Origin of the sequence: Aquabacterium sp. NJ1 (assembly GCF_000768065.1) — a bacterium.
GTDB lineage: Bacteria > Pseudomonadota > Gammaproteobacteria > Burkholderiales > Burkholderiaceae_C > Aquabacterium.
Window position 1 is genome coordinate 4,135,079 of the sequence record NZ_JRKM01000001.1, and the last position, 22,371, is coordinate 4,157,449.

Below are 22,371 nucleotides of genomic sequence, written 5' to 3' on the forward strand. Positions count from 1 at the left end.
GCTGAAGACCATGCCCACCGTAGCCGCCCACATGGCTTGCGGCCCTGCATCGTGCTGGGTCTGGCGTCACCCACGCCCGCGCGATGTGGCAGGGCGTTGCATCGGCCGGACGGACGTACCCGTGGACCGGCGCAAGGCCAAGCGCCTGGCCCACCGCATCCGCAAGCAGGCGCGCCGGTTTGGCTGGCCTCATGTGATCCACACCTCGCCGTTGCAACGCTGCGCCCAGGTCGGGCAGGTGTTGCGTTCATGGGGTTGGCGTCACCACATCGACCCGGCCCTGCTGGAGATGGATTTCGGGGACTGGGATGGGCGAGCATGGTCTGGCATTGCACGGGCACAAGTGGACGCCTGGTGCGATGACTTCCTGCACCACCCGCCAGGCGGTGGCGAGAACCTGGCCAGGCTGTTTCAGCGCGTGGAGGATTGGGCCGAGCGGGCACACCAGCAAAGCCAGGGCGGCGGCCCTGCGACCTGGCTGGTGGTGGGGCATGCCGGCTGGATGTTGACCCTCGAATGGTTGATCACCCGTTCAGATCGCCCGAGCAGCCCGGCGCAATGGCCTGCGCCACCGGCTTACGGGCAGTGTCGGCCAATGCAGCTTGTGAAGCTGGCCGGGGCGAGTGGGCGATGAGGCCTTCGATACGCGCTCAATAGCGCCCAGCCGCCCCAGCCAGCCGCAGATAGGCCTTGGCCAGCTGGCGCACGAACCCCCGCCGCAGGCGCGTGATCCAGCGCGAGGTGTGCTCGTCGGCCTGTTTGACTTCGCGGCTTTGCGCAAAGTCCACGCTCAGCGCATCCGACAGCTCGCGCACGAACTGCCTGTCCCGGACGATGAGGTTGCCCTCCAGGTTCAGCACCAGCGACAAAGGGTCGAGGTTGGACGAGCCGATCGTCGCCCACTCATCGTCCACGCACAGCACCTTGGCATGCAGAAAGGCCGGCTGGTACTCGAAGATGCGCACGCCTTGCTGCTGCATCTCGCCATACAGCACCCGGGCGGCCAGGCCCGCAATCTGGAAATCCAGCTTGCCTTGCAGCAGCAGGCGCACGGCCACACCGCGAGCAGCCGCCGCACGCAGTGCCAGCCTGATCGCCCGGCGTGGGTAGAAGTAGGGCGTCACGATGTCGATGCGTTGGCGCGCCCGGTTGATCGCCTGCAGCGCGGATTGCTCGATGGTGCGGCGCTGCCGCAGGTTGTCTCGCATCACAAAGGCGCTGCGCATGGGCACGTGCAGCGCCGCGGCATGCGCCAGCTTGCCCTGTTCGCGCGGGTTCAGGCGCATGCGGGCCTGTTGCACCCAGTGTCTCAGGCGCTTGAGCTTGTGCTCATCCTGCATGAGGTGGCTGAGGTCATCGCGCCAGTCGCGGCCAAACTGCGCGCGGGTCCACACCGCCTTGATGGTGTGCAGCACCGGCGTGATCACGGGGCCCCGCGCCTGCACTGCATAGTCCAGGCGCGGCTGGTCTGACCAGCCATGGGTGAGGTCGAAGTGGTCGTCGATCAGGTTGATGCCGCCCACAAAGGCCTGTTCCTCATCGATCACGCACAGCTTCATGTGCATGCGCCGCCACTGGCTGGTGTCCAGCAGCCCCCACAGCCTGTGCATCGGCCGGTAGATGGCCAGCTTCACGCCCGCCTTCTCCAGCTCCTGCCACAGGCTCTGTGGCGCTTCACCCGAGCCAAAACCATCCACCACCAGGTGCACATGGACACCGCGCCGCGCTGCGCGCTTGAGCGACTGCAGCACACCGCCGCTTTGCCCCAGTGGCGACACGATGTAGAGCGCCAGCCACACGCTGCGGCGTGCCCGGTCGATGCCGTCGCTCAGCGCCGGGAACAGTTCCTTGCCGCCACGCAGCAGCGTGACCTGGTTGCCCCCGGTGAACACAGGCTTGCGCTGGGCATACCAGGCCAGCCTCCTCAGCGAGTCATCCGCCTCTTCATCCGGGGATGCGTGCTCCAGCATGATCGGTCAGGACGCCAGATCCAGCTCCACCACCAGCGGCAAATGGTCTGACAACCGGGCCCAGGCGCCGCCACGCGGCACCATGATGGACTGGCAGTGCATGCCGCGCGTGTAGACGCGGTCCAGCGCCAGGACGGGCACCAGCGAAGGGAAGGTGGGCGTGCGGTCGGCATCACCCACGCTGGCGCGCTTCGTGCCGGCCGACTCCAGGATGGCATCAAGCTTTTCGTTCCAGTCGTTGAAGTCGCCCGCGATCACGACCGGCGCGCCCGGTGGGATGTGCTCCTGCACCAGCTGGGCCAGGCGCTCGGCCTGCCGCACCCGGCTGGCGTGGATCAGGCCCAGGTGCACCACCACCACATGGATCTCCACACCGCGCCAGTGCACCGACACGTGCAGGAAGCCGCGTTGCTCGAACCGATGGTCGGAAACATCATGGTGCCCGATATGGCCCAGCGGCCAGCGCGCCAGCAGGGCATTGCCATGCTCGCCGTTCTTGGTCACCGCATTGGTGCGGTAAGCCACCTCGTAGCCCTCTGGCGCCAGGTACTCGGCCTGCGGCACATTGGGCCAGCACAGCGGGCCGAAATCCGTTCTGGAGAAGCGCTGCGCATCGGTATGGTGGAAGCGCCGCACCTCCTGCAGGCAGACGATGTCGGCGTCCATGGCCTCCACGGCCAGCCCCAGGTTGTGGATTTCCAGGCGTTTGGTGGGCCCCAGCCCTCGCACACCTTTGTGGATGTTGTACGTGGCCACCCGCAGGCTGCGCGAGGACAGCGTGGACGGTGGCAGCAGGGAAGACTGGAGGGGATTCAGCACGGCAATGTTCGGCAGCGAAACAAGGGCAACCCTATGGTGTCAAAGATAACCGCAACTGCGGGGCTTTGAGCAGGGTTTCAAACGGGGGCTTTCCCCGTCTGCTTGGCTGTTTGACTTGCCGCAGCAAGTCTGGGCGGGTCTCAGGGGGCGGTGAGGCGCTGTGGCAGCTGCAGGATGGCCTCGGCGTTGGAGGGCGAAAAACAACGGTCGGCCGCTTCCTGCCAGGGCAGCCAGACGTACTGCGTGTGCTCGCGGGGCGCCAGGGTGATCGGCGTGCCGCGCGGCACGCGCAGGCCAAACACGCGCTCGGTGTTGTGGGTGACGCCCGGGGCATAGCGGTGGCGCCACACCGGGTAGATCTCGTAGACGTTTTCCACTGCCCAGTCGCTCAGGGCAGCCAGGGGGACCTCAGGCGAGCCCGCCACGATGCCGGTCTCTTCCTGCACTTCACGGACGGCGGTGGCCTGCCAGGGCTCGTCCAGCGCGTCCTTGGAACCGGTGACGCTCTGCCAGAAGCCGGGTTGCTTGGCGCGCTCGATCAGCAGCACATCCAGCTCGGGCGTGTAGATCACCACCAGCACGGACAGCGGGATTTTGTAAGGCGTATCAGACATGAAGCCAAGTGTGGCACGTGCGCGCCACAGGCGCTTTCAGCAGGCTTTATTTCGTGGCGACGGCGGGGGGCAAGCTCTTGGCCTGCAACTGCCTCACCTGGGCCACCAGCTTGTTGTGTGCATCCAGAAAGGCGGCGGCGATCACCTTGCCTTCATTGGTGTTGCTCCAACCCAGGCCGGCGCCACCGCCCAGCTTGCTGATCACGAGCCCACCCAAACCGAGGTCGGTTGTACGGGCAGAACCCGTGGCCGCAGCCAGTTGCTCGGTGGTTTCGTTGTCGGTCAGCAGCAGGGCCACCTGGGCCTCCTTCAGCTTGACCTGCTCCAGCAGGCCTGCCAGCCCGGCGATGTCGCGCAACACCGGGATGCTGCCGATGACACCCGCGATGCCGCGCCCCGCATCCTGCTCGCTGAAGGTCAGGCTGGGGATGATGGTGTACTGGGCTTCGTAACCCTTGCCCTTGTGCACCGTGCTGTCGGCGCGCACGATGCCGGCTTCCTTCAATTGGGATTCCTGCATGGTGTTGCGCAGGCCGGCTGCGCGGTCCACCACCCGGAAGCAGCCGCTTTGCTGCGCCAGCAACTTGATCAGCGGCACGGGCGAAGCGGGCAGTTGGTAATGGCTGCTCATCGTGTAGCCATCGGGGTTCTCGGCCAGGGCCAGCGTGGCCACCGGGCTGTCGCACTTCACGAGCGACGCGTCTGCGCCTTGCGCGCCTTTGGGGCCCGCCGAGCCACTGACCATCGAGCCACCCTGGCCCAGTTCGGTCGACGACTGCGGGGTCTTGTCCTTGCAGCCGGCCAGGCCCAGAGCCAGAGAAGAGATCAGCAAAGCGGTGGTGGCTGCGCGCATGGTGGTCGATCCTGAATGTGATGCTTGAAGGGGATGCCGAAAATGAAAACGGGCCACCGCATGGGTGGCCCGCAGGAGTTTACGCAAGAGGCAGGGCGGATCAACCGCCCCTCTTGGGTGTCTCTTTGGCGTCGCTCGTCAGTGCATCAAGCCGCTGGCGTGGCAGCCGCCGCATTGCGCAGGCGGATGTGCAGCTCGCGCAACTGCTTCTCGTCGACGTTGGACGGTGCGCCCGTCAGCAGACACTGCGCACGTTGCGTCTTGGGGAAGGCGATCACGTCACGGATAGACTCGGCCTTGGTCATCAGGGTGACCAGGCGGTCCAGACCGAAGGCCAGGCCACCGTGCGGGGGCGCGCCATATTGCAGCGCATCCAGCAGGAAGCCGAACTTGACCTTGGCGTCTTCGTCGGTGATGTTCAGGGCCTTGAAGACCTTGGACTGCACCTCGGCGCGGTGGATACGGATCGAGCCGCCACCCAGTTCCCAGCCGTTCAGCACCATGTCATACGCCTTGGCGATGCACTTGCCGGGATCGGTGTCCATGTAGTCTTCGTGGCCGTCCTTCGGTGCGGTGAAGGGGTGGTGCACGGCGTTCCAGCGCTCGGATTCGTCGTCGTACTCGAACATCGGGAAGTCCACCACCCACAGCGGGGCCCAGCGGTCTTCGAACAGGCCGGCCTTCTTGCCGAACTCCGAATGGCCCACCTTCAGGCGCAGCGCACCGATGGCGTCGTTGACGATCTTTTCCTTGTCGGCGCCGAAGAAGATCAGGTCGCCGTCCTTGGCGCCCGTGCGCTCCAGGATCTTGGCAATGGCGGCATCGTGCAGGTTCTTGACGATGGGCGATTGCAGGCCCTCGCGGCCCTTCGCGACCTCGTTGACCTTGATCCAGGCCAGGCCCTTGGCGCCGTAGATCTTGACGAACTCGGTGTAGGCGTCGATCTCGCCGCGCGACATGGTGCCGCCGCCGGGCACGCACAGGGCCACCACGCGGCCGCCCTTGGTCGTCGCAGGCGTCGAGAAGACCTTGAAGTCCACATCGGCCATCACGTCGGTCAGCTCGGTGAACTCCAGCTTGACGCGCAGGTCGGGCTTGTCCGAACCGAAGCGGTGCATCGCGTCGGCGTACTTCATGACGGGGTAGGCGCCCAGGTCCACATTCAACGCCTTCATGAAGACGTGGCGGATCATGCCTTCGAACATGTCACGGATTTCCTGCTCGGTCAGGAAGCTCGTTTCAATATCGATCTGGGTGAATTCGGGCTGACGATCAGCACGCAGGTCTTCGTCGCGGAAGCACTTGGTGATCTGGTAGTAGCGGTCGAAGCCGGCCACCATCAGCAGCTGCTTGAACAGCTGGGGCGACTGGGGCAGGGCGAAGAACTGGCCGTCGTGCACGCGAGAAGGCACCAGGTAGTCGCGGGCGCCTTCGGGCGTGGACTTGGTCAGCATCGGGGTTTCGATGTCGACAAAACCGTGCTCGTCCAGGAACTTGCGCGCTTCCATGGCCACGCGGTAGCGCAGCATCAGGTTCTTCTGCATGTAGGGGCGACGCAGGTCCAGCACGCGGTGCGTCAGGCGGGTCGTCTCCGACAGGTTCTCGTCGTCGATCTGGAAGGGGGGCGTCACGGAGGCGTTCAGCACTTCCAGCGTGTGGCCCAGCACTTCGATCTTGCCGCTGGTCAGACCGGCGTTTTCCGTGCCGGCAGGGCGGGCGCGCACGACGCCGGTCACCTTCAGGCAGAACTCGTTGCGCACGTCTTCGGCGATCTTGAAGGAGTCGGCGCGGTCGGGGTCGAACACCACCTGCACCAGACCTTCGCGGTCACGCATGTCGATGAAGATCACGCCGCCGTGGTCGCGGCGACGGTGGGCCCAGCCCATCAGCGTCACGGTCTGGCCCATCAGCGCTTCGCTGACCAGACCACAGTAAGTGGTGCGCATTGTTGGTTTTCTCCGAGATGAAGGTCACGCGGCCCACGCATTTTGCGCAGGCCCGAAACCCTCGATTGTCGTTCAGGATTGGGTCGTTGGCCCGGCGGTGGGCAAACTCGGGGGCAAACTGCCCGGTGCAGCCGAGGGTGGCGGGGCCACCACGCCCATGGAAATGATGTACTTGAGCGCCTCGTCCACGGTCATGTGCAGGGCCATCACGTCCGCGCGCGGCACCATCAGCATGAAGCCCGAGGTGGGGTTGGGCGTGGTCGGCACGTACAGCGTCAGCATGTCGCCGGGCAGGTGCTGGGCCACTTCGCCGCTGGGTTTGCCCGTCACGAAGGCGATCGTCCAGGCGCCGGCGCGGGGGTATTGCACCAGCACCGCTTCACGGAAAGCCTGGCCGCTGCTCGAAAACAGCGTGTCCGACACCTGCTTGACCGAGGTGTAGATGCTCTTGACGATCGGGATGTTGGAGAACATCCGGTTCGACTGGGTGAGGATCCACTGGCCGGCCATGTTGGTCACGGCGACGCCGGTCAGCCACAAGGCGGTCACCACGACGATGACACTCAGACCCGGGATGTTGCGCAGGTCCTGCAACAGGGGGCGCAGGCTTTCAGGCAGCACCGTCTGGGCGGCCACGACGACCCAGGCAAACACGCCGTCCAGCGTGCCCACCACGTTCATCAGCACCCAGATGGTGATGGCCAGCGGCAACCAGACAAGCAGCCCGGTCAGGATGTATTTTTTCACTTGGTGCCTTGTGTTGGGGCCTGAATGGCTCAGTGGCAGGCGCAGGAGGTGCCGCAACCGCCGGCGGCCGTGTCACCACCAGACGAGGATGAGGACGATGTACCGCTGTCAGAGGCAGCGGCAGCCGTTGCCGTGGACGCCGCCGCTGTGCCCGTGGCGGGGGCGCTCGCCCCACCCGAACCACCGCGGAAATCGGTGACATACCAGCCCGAGCCCTTGAGCTGGAAGCCAGCGGCCGTGACCTGTTTGGTGAAAGACTCGGCGCCACAAGCAGGGCAGGTGGTCAGAACCGGGTCAGAGATCTTTTGCAAGACGTCCTTGGCGTGACCACAGGACTCGCATCGGTAAGCGTAAATCGGCATGTGAAAACCTCGGGCATTCCCGTAAAGACGCCATTCTAGTTGGGGCGCTGGCCGGTCATTTCAAGAGTGGACCAAGTCCTGCCCCACGAATGCAGGATGAATGCAGTATTTGGTGCTGAAGCCGGGCTGCGTGGCCCCGGTCAGGCCCCGATCAGGCCATATGGGCTTCGCGGGTACGGCGATCCGGGATCAACTGCGGCATCAGCGAACCCAGCACCATGCCTGCCAGTGCGGCCAGCAAGCCGGCCAATTGCCCTGGAAAGAGCTCTCCCCAGGCGCTGTTGGCCATGAATGCGCCCCACACCCCGATGCCGCCCACGATGGACAGGATGGCGCCCTGCGTGGTGGCACGGCCCCAGTACAGACCGAAGGTCAGCGGCACGAAGGCGCCCACCAGCGTGACCTGATAGGCCGACGACACCAGGTCGTAAATGGCCGTACCTTGCATCTTGATGGCGTAGGTCAGCACCAGCCCCGTGAAGACCAGGATGGTGACCCGCAGCGACAGCAGCACCTGGCGGTCGCTCATGCCGGGGTGGATGTTCTTGAGGATGTTCTCGACAAAGCTGGTCGACGGCGCCAGCAGCGTGGCCGAGGAGGTCGACTTGATGGCCGACACCAGGGCGCCGAAGAAGAAGATCTGGGCGATCAGCGGCATCTTGGTCAGGATCAGCGTGGGCAGGACCTTCTGCGGGTCATTGGCCAGCAGTTCCTTGGTCTCCGCGGGCATGATGATCAGCGAAGAGGCCACGATGAACATGGGCACGAAGGCAAAGGCCAGGTAGCTGAAGCCGCCGATCATGGCGCCTTTCTTGGCCGTGGCGCTGTCCTTGGCCGACATCACGCGCTGGAACACGTCCTGCTGCGGGATGGAGCCCAGCATCATGGTCACGGCCGTGCCGATGAAGAAAATCCAGTTCTTGGCCGTGTGCTCGGCCGGCAGGATCTTGAACCAGTCATTGGCCTTGGCCATGTCCAGCACCTTGTCGGCGCCGCCTGCCTGGTGGCCGGCCATCACGGCGATCAGCGACAGGCCCACGACCAGCACGATCATCTGGATGAAGTCCGTCCAGGCCACGGCCAGCATGCCGCCGATCAACACATACACCAGCACCAGCGAGGTCCCGATGATCATGCCGGTGGCCGGCGCAATGGCCCCGCCCGACAGCACCGAGAACACCAGACCCAGCGCCGTGATCTGTGCGGCCACCCAGCCCAGGTAGCTCAGGATGATGGCGATCGAGCAGAAGATTTCAACGCCCTCGCCAAAACGATGACGGTAGAAGTCACCTATGGTCAGCAAGCTCATCTTGTACAGGCGCGAGGCGAAGAAGGCGCCCACCAGTACCAGGCACATGGAGGCGCCAAACGGGTCTTCCACCACGGCATTCAACCCGCCCTGCACGAACTTGGCCGGTATGCCCATCACCGTCTCGGCACCGAACCAGGTGGCAAACGTGGTCGTGATCACCATGGCCAGCGGCAGGCTGCGGCCGGCGACGGCGAAGTCCGTGGTGCTCTTGATGCGCGTGCCCGCGTAGATGCCGATGCCCATCGTGCCGACCAGGTACAGGATCACAAACGCAAGCAAGGTGGTGTTCATGTCAGCAGTCTTTTCGCTCGGGGTTATGGCAATGGGGCGAAGTGGGACGAGGTGGGCTCACGCGGCCAGTTTGGGCGCGGGGCGCAGTTTAGTGCCTGTCGGCTGGGCGACGGGCCCTGCTGGTGTAACCGCGCTGCACCCCCCTCAGCCTGGGGGGCGCCGGGCAGTCAGAACCAGCCCAGGCCGTGCAGCCGTGCCACGAACTGCGCCGCCACCAGGCCCATCACGAAGCCGAATCCCACCCACAGGATGGCTGACAGCGTGCGGTTGGTTTTGCGCTGCTCCAGCAGGATGGCCTGCAGGTCGCGGCGCAGGGCCGAATCCCCTTGCTGCAGGTTACGGTGCACCAGGCGAGGCAGTTCAGGCAGCAGCTTGGCATAGCGGGGTGCTTCGCGCTTGAAGCGCTCGAACAGGCCGCGGATGCCCACCTGCTCGTGCATCCAGCGCTCCAGGAAGGGCTTGGCCGTGCTCCACAGGTCCAGGTCGGGGTCGAGTTCGCGGCCCAGGCCTTCGACGTTCAGCAGCGTTTTTTGCAGCAGCACCAGTTGGGGCTGGATCTCGACGTTGAAGCGCCGCGAGATCTGGAACAGGCGCATCAGCACCTGGCCCAGGGAGATTTCCTTGATGGGCCGGTCGAAGTAGGGCTCGCACACCGTGCGCACCGCACCTTCGAGTTCGTCGATGCGGGTGTTGGCCGGCACCCAGCCGCTTTCGATGTGCAGCTCGGCCACGCGCTTGTAATCGCGGTGGAAGAAGGCCACGAAGTTCTGCGCCAGGTAGTCCTTGTCGACCTCGGTGAGCGTGCCGATGATGCCGAAGTCCAGCGCGATGTAGCGGCCGAAGCTGACCGGGTCCAGGCTGACCTGGATGTTGCCCGGGTGCATGTCGGCGTGGAAGAAGCCGTCGCGGAAGACCTGGGTGAAGAAGATGGTGACGCCATCGCGCGCCAGCTTCTTGATGTCCACGCCGGCTTCGCGCAGGCGCTGCATCTGGCTGATGGGCACGCCCTTCATGCGCTCCATCACCATCACGGTGGGCGTGCAGTAGTCCCAGATCATCTCCGGCACCAGCACCAGGTCCAGCCCCTGCATGTTGCGGCGCAGCTGGGCGGCGTTGGCCGCTTCGCGCACCAGGTCCAGCTCGTCGTGCAGGTATTTGTCGAACTCGGCGACCACTTCGCGTGGCTTGAGGCGGCGGCCGTCGGCCCAGATGCGTTCAACCCAGCCGGCCAGCGTGCGCATCAAGGCCAGGTCATCGTCAATGACGTTGAGCATGCCGGGGCGCAGCACCTTGACGGCCACTTCGCGACCATCGTGCAGCACGGCAAAGTGCACCTGCGCCACCGAGGCGCTGGCGATCGGGTCGGCGTCGAACTGCTTGAACACGGCGGCGATCGGCCGCCCCAGCGCCTTCTCGACCAGCCTGACCGACTCATCGCTGGGGAAGGGGGGGACGCGGTCCTGCAGCTTGGCCAGCTCGTCGGCCACATCGGCGGGCAGCAGGTCGCGCCGGGTGGACAGCATCTGCCCGAACTTGACGAAGATGGGCCCCAGGCGCTCCAGGGCCATGCGCAGGCGCTGCCCGCGTGGCGCGTTCAGCCGGCGGCCAAAGGACATGACACGCGCGAGCGCGCTCAGGCCCGGGCGGCGCAGGCTGTCGAGAAACAGCCCGTCCAGGCCGTAGCGCAAGGCGATCAGGCCGATGAAGGCAGGACGAAACAGCGCGCGCATTGGCTAGCGGTCAGTCCGTGTCAACGTGGGCCACCGGGGCGGGCACCGGCCTGCGGGCGCCAGCGCAGCAGGCTTTGCTTGATGCTCTCGCCGACGGTGCGCAGCAGCTCGGCCGGCGCCGTGCCCATCCAGCGGGCGATGTCGTCCTGGATGTCCCAGCGCAGGTTTTTCATCATCCAGGACGCCACTTCGGCCAGGGCCGCGTCACCCTCGATGGTCACATCGGGGCGCTCGCCCTTGAGGGCCTGGCGCGCCATGGTGAGCGGGTCGGCTAGGCGGACGGTGATCGTCAAGCCGTTAGGAGGTGTGACAGTCGTGTCCAGGTTTGTGGGCGACGCGGGGGCGTCGACGGCTTCGAACAAGCCTGCTGGCGTGATCACGAAGCGCCAGGGCGAGGGCAGGCCATTGCCGTCTGGCAGCATGCGCGCCAGGAAGCCGGGCAACGGCGCGCTGGCCGACGAATCCCAGCGGATGTCGATGGTGCGCCCAGCATGGGCCTGCAGCTTGGCGGTGGCCACGGGTTCGCTCGACACGATGTGGTTGATCAGCAGGGTCAGTCGCGGCAGGGCGAACTGGCCGATCCAGGAAAGCGGGTGAAGTGCCATTCTTCGATTGTAGGGCCCCCCCGACAACCCTTAGGAACTCTTGTCCTAAAGGGCGAGTCCGAGTCTGACTGTCACAATTTTTGGTCCACAATGTCTGGCCGGCCTTTTGCTTGAGGTTCTTTCGGCTCTTTCATTTGTCACGAGATCATCTGTCACGACCTTTGCGCCTTCTGTTGGCGAAAAGGTCGTGGTGTTTTCCGGGGCTTGGGGTGAGCCCCTGGTGTACATGTTCAATAACCGCAACTACAACCGCACGTTTTTCAACGCTCCGCAATCGGTGACATCGTTCGTGGCGGCTTTCCTGGAGCCGTCCATCACCGTGGCATCCCTGCTGGGCGCACTGGCTTATTTTGATGAGCCGGTGATGCGTGCGTCCATGGCGCTGTGCCTGCTGGTGTTTGCGCTGACCTTTCCCGGCCGCAACCGCTTCACCGATTCGCGCCTGGAAGCCGGTGTCGACATCGTCAGCTCCTGGGTGTCCATGCTGGCCATACTGTGGCTGTGCGGGTATGCCACCAACAGCCTGCAGTTCTTCGACTTCAATGTGATGCTGGCCTGGGCGGTGCTCACGCCCATCTACCAGTGGGTGGCCGTGCTGATCGGCAAGGGCGTGATCAAGTACATGGTGTCGCAGCCCAATGCCAAGCGCCGGGCCATCGTGGTGGGGGCGGGGCCTCTGGGTGGCAAGGTCGCACGCGCCCTGCAAAGCAACCCGGACCAGAGCACCGAGTTCATCGGCTACTTCGATGACCGCACCGACAGCCGCGTGCTGCCTGAGGCCGTGAGCATGCGCCTGGGTGGGCTGCGCGACGTGGCCAATTACGTCTACGCACATGGCGTGCAAGAGGTCTACATCACCCTGCCGCTGGGCTCGCAGCCCCGCATCGTCGAGCTGCTGGAGGCGGTGCAGGGCACCACAGCCTCGCTGTACTTCGTGCCGGATGTGTTCGGCATCAGCATCATCCAGGGCCGCCTGCAGGACATGAACGGCGTGCCGGTGGTGGGCATCTGCGAAACCCCGTTCACGGGTACCAACGAGCTGGTCAAGCGCCTGTCGGACATCGCGCTGGCCAGCGTCATCCTGGTCCTGATTTCGCCCATCCTGCTGGCGCTGGCCATTGGCGTGAAGCTCAGCTCGCCGGGCCCGGTGATCTTCAAGCAGCGACGCAATGGCCTGGACGGCGAAGAGATCATCGTCTACAAGTTCCGCTCCATGCGTGCGCTGGACAACGGTGCCGTGGTCAAGCAGGCCACCAAGGGTGACCCGCGCATCACGCCGTTTGGCGCCTTCATCCGCAAGACCTCGCTGGATGAACTACCCCAGTTCATCAACGTGTTGCAAGGCCGCATGAGCATTGTCGGGCCGCGCCCGCATGCCGTGGCCCACAACGAGGAATACCGCCGCCTGATCAAGGCCTACATGGTGCGCCACAAGGTGCGCCCGGGCATCACCGGTTGGGCCCAGGTCAACGGCCTGCGCGGCGAAACAGAAACCATCGAGAAGATGCAGGCCCGGGTCGAGTACGACCTGGAATACCTGCGCAACTGGTCACTGGGCCTGGACTTGCAGATCATCATCCGCACGATCCGCCTGGTGCTTTTTGACCGAAATGCATATTGAGACGAGAGGAGCTGAGGTGCACGCTAAACGATCCATCATGTTCTTGCGGCCCGTTGCGGCAGCGGTGTTGAGCCTGGGTGTGCTGGCTTCGGGCCATGCTGTGGCGGGGGAGGATGACACGCCTCTGTCGTTGACGTTGGCGCAGTATCTCAGCCGGGATAACAACCTGTTCAAGGACGATCAGAACAAGGCCGCGGAGACGGTGAGTACGTCTGTAGCACAAGTGGGTTTCAATAAAGCCTATGGTCGTCAGACTTATCGGGCTGCAGCCAAGTTGTCTGCTCAACGTTACAAGAACTTTGATCAGTTCAACAACGACGGCAAGGATGTCAGCGGCTCGTTCACGACAGAGTTTTTGAGGGACTGGCTGATCAGTGCCAATGGGTTGTATAACGAATCACTTAATTCTATTCAGAATAATGCTGTTCGCTTCGATCCCAATATCCGCAAGTATCGCGATGGTGGTTTTTCTGTTCAATATGGTAACGGGGGAACATGGGCGGTTGCCGGGTCATACGATAGCAATAAGCAGACTTATTCGCAGGATTCTCAGAAATATCAAAATGCCAATCAAAGCAGCAAGGGGCTGAAGGTCATTTACTTTGCATCGGACGCGTTGAACTACAGCTTGGGTACGCGTCGAGTCGTGACTGACTATCCTTTGAATGGTAGTTATTCACAGGTGGTCGATCGCAACGTGGATTTGTCAACCAACTGGCAAGTTACGGGGCTCAGCTCCTTGAATGCCACGTTGACTCGGCGTTCGACAAGCTATACCCCTAGTGATATTGCCGGCAATAGTGGGTGGACGGGCAGCGCCAGTTGGGGGTACACGCCACACGGCATTATTTCTTACAATGTTGGTTTTGCGAGAACCACGGGTACTGACCGTAGTCGTAGCGATAAACCCATCTATCTTCAAGGTGAAGATGGCCAGAAGACGTTCGATATTTTGTCAAATCGGGTAAATAACAACACCGTGACGACAAGTATCAATGCGGCAGCACGGATGCAGGTGACGGGGAAGATCGCTTTCGGACTTAACCAGGCAATCAGCCATTTCAAGATCGATCGAACTCAGTCCCAGATTTTGTTGCTTGGGTCTGATACACCATCCCCAGACAGAGCGAGTCAGTTCAGCAGTTATTACCACGCGACCACATTGTCCATGGAGTACGCTGCCATGCGCTCCTTGAGCCTGAGTTGCTCGTACATGCGCTACAGTCAAAATCAGGACATCTATCGACTGAAGTACACGGGCAATTCCGTCGATTGCAACGCCAACTTCACCATCGACTGATTCAGAGACGCGCACATGCCCTGCATCCTGCTGACCGGCGCGACCGGCTACATCGGCTCCCACACCTGGCTTGCCTTGCAAGATGCGGGTTTCGATGTCATTGGCGTAGACAGCCTGGTCAACAGCTCCATCCGCGTGCTGGATCGACTGGAAACCATCGGTGGCCGCCAGCCTGTGTTTGTTCAGGGCGATGTGCGTGATCAGGCTGTGATGGACCGCTGCTTCGAACTGGGTCAGGCTCGGTTCGGTGGCATCAAGGCGGTCGTGCACTTCGCGGCGCTCAAGGCGGTGGGCGAGTCGGTCGAGCGCCCGCTGGACTACTTCGAGAACAACCTGGGTGGCTTGCTGGCGGTGTGCCAGGCCATGAAGCGCCACGGCGTGTTCAACCTGGTGTTCAGCTCGTCGGCGACGGTGTACGGCAAGCCCGAACGCTTGCCTATCACCGAGGACGCGCCCCTGCGTGTGACCAACCCCTATGGCCAGACCAAGCTGCTGGGCGAGGAAATGCTGCGCGAGCTGGAGCGCTGCGATGCCCGCTGGCACGTGGCTTACCTGCGTTACTTCAACCCGGTGGGGGCGCATCACAGTGGGCTCATCGGCGAAGACCCGCGTGGTGTGCCCAACAACCTGATGCCTTATGTGGCGCAGGTGGCCATCGGCAAGCGCCAGCACCTCAATGTGTTCGGCAACGACTACAACACGCCTGATGGCACCGGTGTGCGCGACTACATCCATGTGTGCGATCTGGCTGAAGGCCATGTGGCTGCGCTGCGCTACCTAGCCGACAAGGGCCAGTCGCTGACGGTCAACCTGGGCACAGGGCAGGGCTACAGCGTGGTGGAGCTGGCACAGGCTTACGGCAAGGCCGCCGACCGCGAGATTCCGCTGGTGTTCGCGCCCCGCCGGCCGGGTGACGTGGACGCCTGTTATGCGGACCCTCGCCACGCATTTGAAACGATGGGCTGGAAGGCCAGTCGCGGTCTGGAGCAGATGTGCATAGACTCCTGGCGCTGGCAGTCCACCAACCCCAATGGATTTGAAGGTTGAGCCGGGGTTTTGCCCCTGGGATCGCTCGCCAATTTTGTGATGGTTTGACTATGAAATACGCTTTGCTTCCCGTGATCATGGCCGGCGGTTCCGGCACCCGCTTGTGGCCGCTGTCGCGTGCGCTGTACCCGAAGCAGTTCCTGGTGCTGCAAGGCAACCAGAGCCTGTTCCAGCAGGCCCATCTGCGTCTGCAGGCCCTGGGCTCTGACGACATTGAGGTCAGCAAGCCCTGCGTGGTGGGCAATGAGGAGCATCGCTTCCTGGTACTGGACCAGCTGCGCGAGTTGAAGGGCGAGCCTTCTTCGCTGTTGTTGGAGCCCGTGGGCCGCAACACCGCACCTGCCGTGACCCTGGCCGCGCTGCAAGCCACGGCCGATGGCTCAGATCCCATCCTGGTGGTCACACCCGCTGACCAGACCGTCACCAACGAAGCGGCCTACACCGCTGCGCTGCAAGCCGCAGTGCGTGCCGCCGCCAGTGGTGACATCGTGATTCTGGGCATCACGCCGGATCGCCCTGAAACCGGTTTTGGCTATATCCGCACCGGTGCGGCCGATGCCGATGGCGCGCGCGCCGTGGCTGCTTTCGTCGAGAAGCCCAATCTGGAAACGGCCAAGTCCTATCTGGCCGATGGTGGCTACTTCTGGAACAGCGGCATGTTCGTGATGAAGGCGTCGCGCTGGTTGGCCGCGCTGGAGCATTTCCGCCCGGACATCGCCAAGGCCACGCGCGAATCCTTCGCCGTTCGCACCACCGATGCGCAGTTCGTGCGCCCCGGCAAGGCCGAGTTCGCCAATGTGCCCTCCGAATCCGTGGACTATGCGGTGATGGAGCAGTGCCCCTCGCACCCCGAGAGCGGGTTCACCGTGCGCATGGTGCCGCTGGATGCCGGTTGGTCTGACCTGGGGGCCTGGGATGCCGTGTGGCAGGTCAGCGAGCATGATGAGAAGGGCAATGCCTCGCAGGGTGATGCGCTGTTCCAGAACAGCAGCAACACCCTGGTGCACGCCACGAGCCGCCTGGTCGCCGCTGTGGGCCTGGACAATGTGGTCGTGGTGGAAACGCCGGACGCCGTGCTGGTGGCCGACCGCAACAGCAGCCAGGACGTCAAGAAGATCGTGTCCACGCTGGACAGCAAGGCCCGTTCGGAAGGCACGCTGCACCGCCGTGTGCACCGCCCCTGGGGCTGGTACGACTCGATCGATTCGGGCCCGCGCTTCCAGGTCAAGCGCATCATGGTCAAGCCCAAGGCTTCCTTGAGCCTGCAGATGCACCACCACCGCGCCGAGCACTGGATCGTGGTGAGCGGCACGGCCGAGGTCACCAATGGCGACAAGGTGCTGATGCTGTCCGAGAACCAGTCCACCTACATCCCCCTGGGTACGGTGCACCGCCTGGTCAACCCGGGTACGATTCCGTTGGAAATCATCGAGGTGCAGTCGGGCAGCTACCTGGGTGAGGACGACATCGTGCGCTTCCAGGACAACTACGGGCGCTCGGCCTGATCAAGCAGGCAAGTGCGCCAGCAAATCCATGGGGTGCGCGACGATCACGTCTGCGCCCCAGGTGCTGATCTCACCGTTGTGCCCGATGTAGCCCCATTCGACCGCCGCGCTCGGCATGCCGGCGGCCTGCGCTGCTTGAATGTCGCGCAGGTCATCGCCCACATACAGCACGGAGGCGGGCGGCACGCCCATCTGTTCGCAGGCCGTGAGCAAGGGCAAGGGGTGCGGTTTGGCGTGGGCAGTGCTGTCGCCACTGATGATGACGGCCGCGTCCTCACGCAAGCCCAGGCCGTCCATCACCGGCAGGGTGAAACGGTGCGGCTTGTTGGTGACGACGCCCCACTTCAGGCCGCGTGCGCTCAATTCGTACAGCAGGTCGCCCATGCCATCGAACAGCGCGGTGGTGTCGGCCAGGCAGCGCGTGTAGGCGTCCAGAAACGCCGTGCGCAGGGGCTCGAACTCGGGGTCGCCAGGGTGGATGTCCAGCCCCACACCAATGAGGCCGCGTGCGCCCGCCGAGGCATAAGGGCGCAGCATGTCCAGCGGCAACGGGTCTAGGCCACGGGCCACCCGCAACTGGTTGAGCGCACCACCCAGGTCGCCGGCGGTATCGGCCAGCGTGCCGTCAAGGTCAAACAGCACGGCCGTGGGGGGGCAGGCCCAATTGATCGAGGAATGGATCGAGGCGCCCAGCTTGAAGGCCGATGATTGCAACACGCTGCCAGCCATGGCTACCCCCGATCAGGACGCCAGCGGCTTGCGACAAGCCATCATGTAGTTCACGCTGGTGTCGCCCGACAGCCAGTAGCGGCGGGTGATCGGGTTGTATTCCATGCCTTTGAACTGCACCAGATCCAGGCCAGCCTCGCGCGCCCAGCGAGCCAGTTCGGCCGGGCGGATGAAGCGCGAGAACTCATGCGTGCCCTTGGGCAGCAGCTTGAGCATGTACTCGGCGCCCACGATGGCAAACAGGAAAGCCTTGGGGTTGCGGTTGATGGTCGAGAAGAACACCCAGCCGCCGGGCTTGGCCATGTCGAAACAGGCCTGCACGATGGACGAGGGATCGGGCACGTGCTCCAGCATTTCCATGCAGGTGACCACGTCGAAATGGCTGGGCTGTTCGGCGGCCAGGGCCTCGGCGGCCACGCTACGGTAGTCGAGGTTGGCGACACCGGCTTCCATGGCGTGCAGCTGGGCCACTTTCAGGGGTTTGTCGGCCAGGTCCACGCCCAGCACATTGGCGCCTTTGCGGGCCATGGATTCAGCCAGGATGCCGCCGCCGCAGCCCACATCCGCCACGTTCTTGCCCTTGATGGCGGCAAGCTGGTCGATCCAGTCCAGGCGCAGGGGGTTGATCTCGTGCAGGGGGCGGAATTCGCTTTCAGGGTCCCACCATTTGTGGGCCAGGTCGCTGAATTTGGCGAGTTCTTGGGGGTCGGCGTTCGTCATGCCCGTGATGCTACCGAAATGCTGGCCGGGATCACGCTTGGGCATGGATTTCTTCGCCGTTTTTTGATCCTGACCAGGGGGTGACGCCTGCAGATGCGCCGGGCGGTGCCCGGTTGCCTGTGCGTCAACTACCCGTTTGCTTGAGCCGGCGGTAGAGCGTGTTGCGGCTGATGCCCAGGCGTCGCGCCGCTTCGGACATATTGCCCTGTGTGGCTTCGATGACCTGCTGGATGGCCTGGTCGGACAGGCGGCGCAGGTTGGCGTCGGCCAAAACAGGCGCTGGCGTGGGGGGCGTGGCGGTGGCTGAGCTGGATGTGACCGGGCTGGCGGTGCCGGGGGCGGCTCCCCTGGCCGCCTTGAGCTCCTGCGCCATGTCTTCGGGCAGGTGGTGCCAGTCCAGCGTGTGTTCGTCCGGCTCCAGCAGGGCGCAGACGGTGCGCAGCAGGCTGTGCAGCTGGCGCAGGTTGCCCGGCCAGTGGTGGCTGCTCATGGCCGCCATCAGGCCGGGGTGGATGGCCTGCACGGGCGGGCGCTTCATGTCCTGGGCCAGTTGATCGAGCATGTGGAAGACCAGGCCTTCAAAGTCCTGGCGTTCGCGCAGGGCGGGCAGGGTGACGGTCAGGCCGTTGATCCGGTAGTACAGGTCTTCGCGGAAGGTGCCTGCGGCAATGGCGTCGCGCAGCTTGTGGTGCGTGGCGCAGACCAGCACGAAGTCCACCGGCTGGGGCTTGCTGCCGCCCAGGGGCATCACCACCTTGTCCTGCAGCACGCGCAGCAGGCGGGCTTGCAGGGCCAGGGGCATGTCGCCGATTTCATCGAGGAAGAGGGTGCCACCGTGTGCCTCGCGGATGCGGCCGGGCGAGCCTTCTCGGCGTGCGCCGGTGAAGGCACCGCCCACGTAGCCAAACAGCTCGGCTTCGATCAGGGTTTCAGGCAGGGCAGCGCAGTTCACGGCCACAAAGGGCTTGTGGGCGCGTTCGCCCTCGGCATGCAGGGCGCGTGCAAATACTTCTTTGCCACTGCCCGATTCGCCCTGCACCAGCACGGCAATGCCCTGGGCCTGCACGCGGCGGGCGCGCATCAGGGCTTCTTGCAGGCGGGGGTCTTGTTCGTGGGGGCGCTCCGGGGCGGTTGTGGCCGTGGGGGCGACCGAAGAGCGCATGGCGCTGCCCGACAGGTTCAGCACCGGCCGCTGGCGCGGGTCCATGCGGCCGAACAGGGGGCGGTCACCCGGCGTGTGCAGGCGCATGACCTTGCCTGGCGGCATGAGCCGGCTCTGGATGCCGGTGAGCTGGTCCAGCGTGCCCGCACCGATGCGGGATTCGTTCAGACCCAGCCACTGTTGCGCCAGGGCGTTGGCACCCACGACCCAGCCGTCGTCGGACAGGGCCACCAGGCCTTCACCGACGGCGCCCAAGCCCTCGGCGAGGTGGTGCAGTCGCAGGATCTGGTCGCGGCTGTGGCGGGCGTGGAAGAGCCGGTCCTCGATCATGCGGGCGGCCGAGCGCACCAGCGCGAAGGTGTGCGGGTGGTGGGCGCGCTGGTCGCCCGAGATGTCGAGCACGCCTTGCAGTCTGCCCGCGGAGGTCAGCACGGGTGCGGCCGAGCAGGTCAGGAAGCTGTTGCGCTCCAGGTAGTGCTCGGCGCCATGGATGACGACGGGGCGCTGGTCGGCCAGGGCCGTGCCGATGGCGTTGGTGCCGCGATCGGCCTCGTGCCACAGGGCGCCGGGGCGCAGGGAGACACGGTCGGCGCGGCTCATGAAGTCGGTGTCGCCCAGGCTGTGCAAGAGCAGGCCACGCGAGTCGGACAGCACCACCAGGTTGCCGCTGCCGCGCATCTGGTCAAACACGAACTCCATCACCGGGCGGGCGTGGGCCAGGAAGTCGTGCTGCCTGTCCAGGGCCAGACGCAGATCGGGTGCGCTGCAGACGGGTTGTTCGGTGGCAAGGTCGACGGGGCTCAGGCCGGCGTGGCGGCTGCGCTGCCAGGAGCGGCTCAGGGCTTCGTCGACCATGCCCTGGGGCACTTCGCCGTGCTCCAGCATCCAGCGCCGGGCTTGTTGAAGCTCGGTGGCGGATTGGTGGTGCACAAGGCGGTGGGGCATGGGCAGGTGATATGTGAGCGGCAACCTGGGCAGTATCGCCCCGACCGGGGGGGGCGACACCCGTAGTCACCCTGTGTCATTTTGGGGCAGTGTGCACTTGTGGCGCAGCAGGGCTGACACAGGGGTGACAGTTGGGTCGCGATCTGAAAAACCGTGTGCTTTGCTCTGGCAAAGCCAATGCTGATCGGGCTTGGCGGCCGATTCGGCTGCTTTTTCAGGACAGGGCGGGGCGGCGGCAGATCAGGTCGAACCCCAGATGGCACACGCCGTGCGCTGTAGATGGCACGACGCCGGCCGCACAAGGGCCTGGCATGTGTGACCCGTGAACCAGGAGACTGACATGATCTACGCCCTCCCCGGAGCAGCCGGCGCCCCTGTGGCTTTCAAGAAGTGCTACGACAACTTCATCAACGGCAAGTTCGTGCCGCCCGTCAGCGGCCAGTATTTCGACGTGATCACGCCGATCAACGGGCTGGTCTTCACCCAGGCAGCGCGCTCCAACGAGGCCGATGTGGAGCTGGCCCTGGACGCCGCCCACGCCGCATCGGCCAAATGGGGGGCGACCTCGCCCACCGAGCGCGCCAACATCCTGCTCAAGATCGCCGACCGCCTCGAGCAGAACCTGGAAAAGCTGGCCTACGCCGAGACCATCGACAACGGCAAGCCCATCCGCGAAACACTGAATGCCGACATTCCGCTGGCGGTGGACCACTTCCGCTACTTCGCAGGCTGTCTGCGCGCCCAGGAAGGCTCGCTCAGCGAGATCGATGGCAACACCATTGCCTATCACTTCCATGAGCCGCTGGGCGTGGTCGGTCAGATCATCCCCTGGAACTTCCCCATCCTGATGGCGGCCTGGAAACTGGCCCCGGCGCTGGGTGCAGGCAACTGCGTGGTGCTCAAGCCCGCCGAGTCCACGCCTGTGAGCATCATGGTGCTGATCGAGCTGATCGCCGACCTGCTGCCCCCTGGTGTGCTCAACATCGTCAACGGCTATGGCCGCGAAGCCGGCATGCCCCTGGCCAGCAGCAAGCGCATCGCCAAGATCGCGTTCACGGGCTCGACCGCCACGGGCCGTGTCATCGCCCAGGCAGCGGCCACCAACCTGATCCCCGCCACGCTGGAGCTGGGCGGCAAGAGCCCCAACATCTTTTTCGACGACGTCATGGCGGCAGACGACGCCTTTCTGGACAAGGCGATTGAAGGCATGGTGCTGTTCGCTTTCAACCAGGGTGAAGTCTGTACTTGCCCCTCGCGTGCGCTGATCCAGGAATCGATCTACGACCGCTTCATCGAGCGTGCGGTCAAGCGTGTGGCCGCCATCAAGCAAGGCAGCCCGCTGGACACCGACACCATGATGGGCGCCCAGGCCTCGTCCATGCAGATGGACAAGATCATGTCCTATCTGGCCGTGGGCAAGAGCGAAGGCGCGCAGGTGCTGATCGGTGGCGACAAGGCCAACCTGGGCGGCGAGTTGAGCGGTGGTTATTACGTGCAGCCCACGCTGTTCAAGGGCCACAACAAGATGCGCATCTTCCAGGAAGAGATCTTTGGCCCGGTGCTGGCCGTGACCACGTTCAAGACGGAGCAAGAGGCTCTGGAGATTGCCAATGACACGCCTTATGGCCTCGGTGCAGGTGTTTGGACACGCGATGGCAGCCGCGCTTACCGATTTGGCCGTGGTATTCAGGCTGGCCGTGTATGGACCAATTGCTACCACGCTTACCCGGCTCACGCCACGTTCGGCGGCTACAAGGAATCGGGCATCGGCCGTGAGACCCACAAGATGATGCTGGATCACTACCAGCAGACCAAGAACCTGCTGGTCAGCTACGACCCCAACAAACTGGGCTTCTTCTGATGCTGACCGGCTGACAGGGCAACGACTTCATGTTGTGCTGGGCCGGGACGTCCTGCCGCTTCCAAAAGAGGCGTCGGGGCTTCCCGGGCAGGCCTGTGATCAACGGGCCTGAGCCAGCGGTGGCGGTGAGCCGATCCTCTCCACATCACTCAAGGTAATCCGCGACTTTCAGGGGGCTTCGTGCTCCCTGTTTTTTTTTGTGAGATGCCTGACCTGGCACGATTGAAGCCGC

19 protein-coding genes are annotated in these 22,371 nt (G+C 64.3%); 6 read left to right on the plus strand and 13 right to left on the minus strand.

Going from position 1 to position 22,371, the window contains the following annotated elements:
- The first annotated feature begins 10 nt into the window (after positions 1-10).
- Positions 11-634 (plus strand): histidine phosphatase family protein, encoded by a 624-nt coding sequence (locus JY96_RS17735; RefSeq protein WP_235333969.1) that lies wholly within the window; start codon positions 11-13, stop codon positions 632-634.
- A 16-nt stretch (positions 635-650) separates the two neighbouring features.
- On the opposite strand, the gene clsB is transcribed toward JY96_RS17735, so the two are convergent.
- The 10 genes from clsB to JY96_RS17785 form a co-directional block, all read right to left on the minus strand.
- Positions 651-1,970: a cardiolipin synthase ClsB gene (clsB, locus tag JY96_RS17740; RefSeq protein WP_081961384.1), complete on the minus strand. Its 1,320-nt coding sequence runs from the start codon at positions 1,968-1,970 to the stop codon at positions 651-653.
- Positions 1,971-1,976: 6 nt separating this feature from the next.
- The gene (locus JY96_RS17745) at positions 1,977-2,786 is read right to left on the minus strand and encodes an endonuclease/exonuclease/phosphatase family protein (RefSeq protein ID WP_035043513.1); all 810 of its coding nucleotides are present in this window, start codon (positions 2,784-2,786) and stop codon (positions 1,977-1,979) included.
- Between the two features lie 143 nt (positions 2,787-2,929).
- Positions 2,930-3,403, minus strand: a complete 474-nt coding sequence (gene nudB / locus JY96_RS17750) for a dihydroneopterin triphosphate diphosphatase (protein ID WP_035039493.1) — start codon at positions 3,401-3,403, stop codon at positions 2,930-2,932.
- Positions 3,404-3,449: 46 nt separating this feature from the next.
- Positions 3,450-4,256 carry a CsgG/HfaB family protein gene (locus tag JY96_RS17755; RefSeq protein WP_035039495.1) on the minus strand — a complete coding sequence of 269 codons (807 nt, stop codon included), beginning with the start codon at positions 4,254-4,256 and terminating at the stop codon, positions 3,450-3,452.
- 146 nt (positions 4,257-4,402) lie between these two features.
- Positions 4,403-6,202, minus strand: coding sequence for an aspartate--tRNA ligase (aspS, locus tag JY96_RS17760; RefSeq protein WP_035039497.1), 1,800 nt, complete (start codon positions 6,200-6,202; stop codon positions 4,403-4,405).
- Between the two features lie 72 nt (positions 6,203-6,274).
- The gene (locus JY96_RS17765; protein ID WP_035039498.1) at positions 6,275-6,949 is read right to left on the minus strand and encodes a DUF502 domain-containing protein; all 675 of its coding nucleotides are present in this window, start codon (positions 6,947-6,949) and stop codon (positions 6,275-6,277) included.
- A gap of 29 nt (positions 6,950-6,978) precedes the next feature.
- Positions 6,979-7,311: an FmdB family zinc ribbon protein gene (locus tag JY96_RS22955; protein WP_035039500.1), complete on the minus strand. Its 333-nt coding sequence runs from the start codon at positions 7,309-7,311 to the stop codon at positions 6,979-6,981.
- Positions 7,312-7,462: 151 nt separating this feature from the next.
- A complete protein-coding gene (locus JY96_RS17775; RefSeq protein WP_035039502.1) occupies positions 7,463-8,914 on the minus strand; it encodes a sodium:solute symporter family protein in 1,452 nt (483 codons plus the stop codon).
- 167 nt (positions 8,915-9,081) lie between these two features.
- Positions 9,082-10,644, minus strand: a complete 1,563-nt coding sequence (gene ubiB, locus JY96_RS17780) for a ubiquinone biosynthesis regulatory protein kinase UbiB (protein ID WP_035039503.1) — start codon at positions 10,642-10,644, stop codon at positions 9,082-9,084.
- 20 nt (positions 10,645-10,664) lie between these two features.
- Positions 10,665-11,249, minus strand: coding sequence for a hypothetical protein (locus JY96_RS17785; RefSeq protein WP_035039505.1), 585 nt, complete (start codon positions 11,247-11,249; stop codon positions 10,665-10,667).
- A 226-nt stretch (positions 11,250-11,475) separates the two neighbouring features.
- Between JY96_RS17785 and JY96_RS17790 the strand changes: the two genes are divergently transcribed.
- Genes JY96_RS17790 through JY96_RS17805 form a run of 4 tightly spaced genes read left to right on the plus strand, consistent with a single transcriptional unit; the run spans position 11,476 to position 16,722 of the window.
- The gene (locus JY96_RS17790; protein ID WP_035043515.1) at positions 11,476-12,870 is read left to right on the plus strand and encodes an undecaprenyl-phosphate glucose phosphotransferase; all 1,395 of its coding nucleotides are present in this window, start codon (positions 11,476-11,478) and stop codon (positions 12,868-12,870) included.
- Between the two features lie 37 nt (positions 12,871-12,907).
- Complete coding sequence (locus JY96_RS17795) at positions 12,908-14,170, plus strand: hypothetical protein (RefSeq protein WP_152606559.1); 1,263 nt, start codon at positions 12,908-12,910, stop codon at positions 14,168-14,170.
- A gap of 15 nt (positions 14,171-14,185) precedes the next feature.
- Positions 14,186-15,217, plus strand: coding sequence for a UDP-glucose 4-epimerase GalE (gene galE / locus JY96_RS17800; protein ID WP_035039508.1), 1,032 nt, complete (start codon positions 14,186-14,188; stop codon positions 15,215-15,217).
- 50 nt (positions 15,218-15,267) lie between these two features.
- The gene (locus tag JY96_RS17805; protein ID WP_035039510.1) at positions 15,268-16,722 is read left to right on the plus strand and encodes a mannose-1-phosphate guanylyltransferase/mannose-6-phosphate isomerase; all 1,455 of its coding nucleotides are present in this window, start codon (positions 15,268-15,270) and stop codon (positions 16,720-16,722) included.
- On the opposite strand, the gene JY96_RS17810 is transcribed toward JY96_RS17805, so the two are convergent.
- From JY96_RS17810 to JY96_RS17820, 3 genes are all read right to left on the minus strand, one after another.
- Positions 16,723-17,451, minus strand: coding sequence for an HAD family hydrolase (locus tag JY96_RS17810; protein WP_081961386.1), 729 nt, complete (start codon positions 17,449-17,451; stop codon positions 16,723-16,725). It lies immediately after the preceding gene.
- A gap of 12 nt (positions 17,452-17,463) precedes the next feature.
- On the minus strand, positions 17,464-18,171 hold the full coding sequence (gene ubiG / locus JY96_RS17815; protein WP_035043519.1) for a bifunctional 2-polyprenyl-6-hydroxyphenol methylase/3-demethylubiquinol 3-O-methyltransferase UbiG: 708 nt from the start codon (positions 18,169-18,171) through the stop codon (positions 17,464-17,466).
- A gap of 124 nt (positions 18,172-18,295) precedes the next feature.
- Entirely contained in the window at positions 18,296-20,278 is a 1,983-nt protein-coding gene (locus tag JY96_RS17820; protein WP_035039512.1) for a sigma-54-dependent Fis family transcriptional regulator, read from the minus strand.
- Between the two features lie 340 nt (positions 20,279-20,618).
- On the opposite strand from JY96_RS17820, the gene adh reads away from it, so the two are divergent.
- On the plus strand, positions 20,619-22,139 hold the full coding sequence (gene adh / locus JY96_RS17825) for an aldehyde dehydrogenase (RefSeq protein ID WP_035039513.1): 1,521 nt from the start codon (positions 20,619-20,621) through the stop codon (positions 22,137-22,139).
- Positions 22,140-22,371: the final 232 nt, after the last annotated feature.